4 protein-coding genes are annotated in these 3,657 nt (G+C 62.9%); 1 reads left to right on the top strand and 3 read right to left on the bottom strand.

Annotation, left to right across the window (positions count from 1 at the left end; translation table 11 throughout):
- Positions 1–164: 164 nt before the first annotated feature.
- The 3 genes from DB30_RS40490 to DB30_RS40500 all read right to left on the bottom strand — a co-directional run bounded on the left by DB30_RS40490 (position 165) and on the right by DB30_RS40500 (position 2,378).
- A complete protein-coding gene (locus tag DB30_RS40490) occupies positions 165–536 on the bottom strand; it encodes a hypothetical protein (protein WP_052559457.1) in 372 nt (123 codons plus the stop codon).
- Positions 537–1,081: 545 nt separating this feature from the next.
- Positions 1,082–1,762, bottom strand: a complete 681-nt coding sequence (locus DB30_RS40495) for an isochorismatase family protein (protein ID WP_052559459.1) — start codon at positions 1,760–1,762, stop codon at positions 1,082–1,084.
- Positions 1,763–2,087: 325 nt separating this feature from the next.
- Positions 2,088–2,378 carry a hypothetical protein gene (locus DB30_RS40500; RefSeq protein WP_052559462.1) on the bottom strand — a complete coding sequence of 97 codons (291 nt, stop codon included), beginning with the start codon at positions 2,376–2,378 and terminating at the stop codon, positions 2,088–2,090.
- A 508-nt stretch (positions 2,379–2,886) separates the two neighbouring features.
- On the opposite strand from DB30_RS40500, the gene DB30_RS40505 reads away from it, so the two are divergent.
- The coding region (locus DB30_RS40505; RefSeq protein WP_052559464.1) for a hypothetical protein at positions 2,887–3,657 on the top strand (771 nt) is incomplete at its 3' end.

Consider the following 3,657-nt stretch of genomic DNA (forward strand, 5'->3'; position numbering starts at 1 on the left):
CGCTTGAACCAAACTTGACTCAAATTCCCACGAAATTGGGTGTCAAGGGAGCTAGCTCGGACCAACACTGGCGGGCGCGTGTTGAGCTGTACAACGGACAGGTCGTGCAGGGCGGTTGCTGAAGCCCTTGCTATGCATGCTCGCGCGCCGTGGTTGGCTCGCGCTCACTCGCGTGGCCGGCTCACGGCGTCCAGGCCCCAGCTGCCCGCTGTCAGATACATATATGACGCACGCTGCCCGCACCCCGTGACGCCCTGCATACACATGTTGTAACTCGAGGTCCCGCAGTGGCCGGAGATGTGAACGATCTCGAGCTCCTCCGCCGGGCAGTTGAGGTCGAAGGATGCCTTCGTGCGCAGGTTCTGCCACGAGATCTCGTCGTCGGGGCCACGGGGCTTGCGCTGCCGCTGCCCGTCGCCGGTCGAGGATGCGCACCCACCGACGGCGAACAGCAGCACCACGACCAGGCCGGTGACCAGTCGCGTGGGTGCTTTGTTTGCTTCTGCGCTCGCGCTCATCACTCGGATGAGTCCCATGGTTCGAGGTCTGGCGCAATCTGAGCGCGGGCGTCGAAGTGGCTGCGGCCTGGCAGACCCGCACATAGCAGCAGACTCCAGACCCGAGGCACGTTTGTCTTCACGCTCACGAGCCACTGCGAGCGCGAAAGCCAATGGCGCTCAGATTCACGCCGCCGTCATGATGTTGAATCACTGCCACGTCGACCTCACAGATCCGCGCGCGGATCTCGGGCTGTGGAAGCGCTGCGACACGGGACGGTCGAATGACGACGACTTCCAGATGGACTCGAGCTAGCTTTGGCGAGACGTCACGCTAGCGTGGATGACCCGCGACCGCCGGTTGCACGTCGTGCAGCTTGATCTGGCGGCCGCGGGTGCCTGAGCACGACTAGTGCCGCACCCCCTAAGTTCGTGCCGGGTTATGCACGGCACTGAGGCCCAATGGCAGTGTCGCAGCTCCTAGCAGTACGCCCGGTACAGCGTCGTCGCCGCTCCTCGCCCTTGGGCCTCAGCTCCGCACCTAACCCGGAACGAACTTAGGGTGTGCGGCACTTAGCGATGCCTCACTCGCGCTGTGAGTCCAGCTGCTCTTGGTTCCTCTCGACCTGCTGCGCGTTGTGGTGGCTCTCGATCAGCAGCTGGTAGCTCGGACAGACGCTGGCGAACAGCTCCGCCCACGCTTGCGCGTCGTCACGGTTCCAGGTTCCCTGGAGTTCCGAGAGCACGGCGGCGGTGTCGATCGGCACGACGCCGGCCTGCATCAGGCGTGCGAGCGTCACCTCCTGGGCCATCTTCGAGTAGTCGCCGGAGGCGTCGAACACCGCGAAGACCTTGTAGCCGTCGTGGGCCGCAGCGATCGCAGGGAACGCCACGCACACGCTCGTGAGCACGCCAGCCATGATCAGGGTGCGCCGGCCGGTCGCCTTCACGGCGGCGACGAAGTCGGGGTTGTCCCAGGCGTCGATCTCACCACGACGCGGCACGTAGGAAGCGTGCTGGGCATGCTGCTGGATCTCGGGCATCATCGGGCCATTGGGGCCCTGTGGCACCGAGGCGGTGGTGATCACCGGGATGTTCGCCAAGGTCGATGCCTTGGCCAACGCGCTGACGTTGGTGCGTACGCGGTTCATTGGTGAGTCCTCGACGAGCTGGAATAGCCCGCTCTGATGGTCGATCAGCAGGATGACCGCGTCGGCTGGATTGATGGTTGGCTTGGGTCCATTGAAGTTGGCTGGGCTACTCATTGTTTGGAAGGGTGGTCTGTAATGAGGGGTGGTGGCACCACGCGTTGGGCTGCCAAAATTGCTGCTGTCGACAATTTGACTCTGCTATTTGGTGGGAATCGACGCGGCGGATCTTTCATGGCACCAGCGCGTCGCCGGGAGCCGCCGCTCGGGACTGAACAGCAGGTGCCAGACACAATCGGAAACTCTGTTCCTCTGTCACTGTCCGGGATTGCGCAACGGTAGGTGTTCGACAAACAGGACCCTGCGAAGCACCTGCGAAGCACCTGTGTTGCGCGCCTTCTGGTTCCTTCACCGTGTTTTCGCGCCCTCGGCTCGATCGCTGTCAGCTTGCGACCTTTGCGGACAGCTTCGACCAGAACTCCGAATCGAATACGCTTACCTTGTCGAGCCCGACTACGCTGGCGAGCGATACGCACCGTGGCCAGTCGACCTCGGCATCGTCCAAAGAGAGGAGGTCCAGACAGAGCCCCTCGACCGCCATCTCGTATTCTTCGTGGTCGAGGTAGTGGTTAACGCTGTCAATCGTTTTCACGCCAAGTTTGTCAGCGTGTTCGGCCAAGATGGCCGCCGCCTCATTTCTCACCTGCTCCCACTTGGGTTCGGTCTTGCTCAATTTGTGCTTCCGACGCGGCCGGATTGCGAGACGCCGATTACGGTTCGGACGCGGCGGGACTCCGAGAACCCGCCCTCGCACGGCTAGCCTGGCGGTACCAGAGGACAAGGCGCTCGGACCCGTCGACCCGGCCCGAACGTCATCGATTTGATCTTTAGATCAGATGTTCTGCCCGAGTCGACCCGTCGACCCGGCCCGAACGTCATCGATTTGATCTTTAGATCAGATGTTCTGCCCGCACCACAGCCATCGTCAAGGGCCGGTCGACCCGGGCCGAACGTCATCGATTTGATCTTTAGATCAGATGTTCTGCCCGCACCACAGCCATCGTCAAAACCAGGAGAAACTCTGCAACGCCATCTGTCGTCGACCCGGGCCCATCTGTCGTCGACCCGGGCCGAACGTCATCGATTTGATCTTTAGATCAGATGTCCTGCCCGCACCACCGCCATCGTCAAAACCAGGAGAAACTCTGCAACACCACCATCGCCGGGCCGATGACCTTCGCGTGGCCACCTCCGCGCAGAAGCAAGCCAGCGCCGCCCGCCGGGAGACCAACCGGGCCCGGGGCGACGCTCGTGGCTACGAGCGCGTCCGCGCCCGCCCGATCTACCCCGGCCGCCGCTACAAGATCAACCGCCGCTGCATCAGCCAGTTGACGCTCATCGCACCGGGCGCCGATGCGGCGGAGCTCGCCAACTTCATCGGCTATTGCCTCGGTGACACGGCCGCCAAGACGGGAGTTCAAGTTCACGCCAGCATGTGGATGTCCAACCACCATCACACGGACGTGACGGATCCCGACGGCAACATCGTGCCCTTCAAACAGCAGCTGCACAGCCTGTTCGCTCGTGGTCGCAACGCTCAATTGGGCCGAACAGACAGCGTCTGGAGCGGAGACAACCCCTGCGACACCCGTCGGCCGACTGACGACGAGTCGCTGATGGACCTGGTCTATACGCTGACCAACCCGGTCAAGGCGGGGCTCGTGAAGTGGTCGCGGCAGTGGCCGGGGTTCACCACGATGGGGTGGCGCTTTGGCGAGACCCGGACCTTCAAGCGGCCCAGTTGGTTCTTTGATGCGACTGGGGACATGCCCGAGGAGGTGTCGCTGACCTTGGAGCGGCCGGCGATCTTCCTCGAGCTCGATGATGACGAGCTGTATGCAAAGCTGATGGCGGCGGTTCGGGAGCGGGAGCTGGAGATCCATCGAGACATGCGTCGGCGAGGGCGACGGTTCATGGGGCTGCAAAAGCTCGCCAAGCAGCGCTGGAATAGT

It is taken from the genome of Enhygromyxa salina (genome assembly GCF_000737335.2).
GTDB classification, from domain to species: Bacteria; Myxococcota_A; Polyangia; order Nannocystales; family Nannocystaceae; genus Plesiocystis; species Plesiocystis salina_C.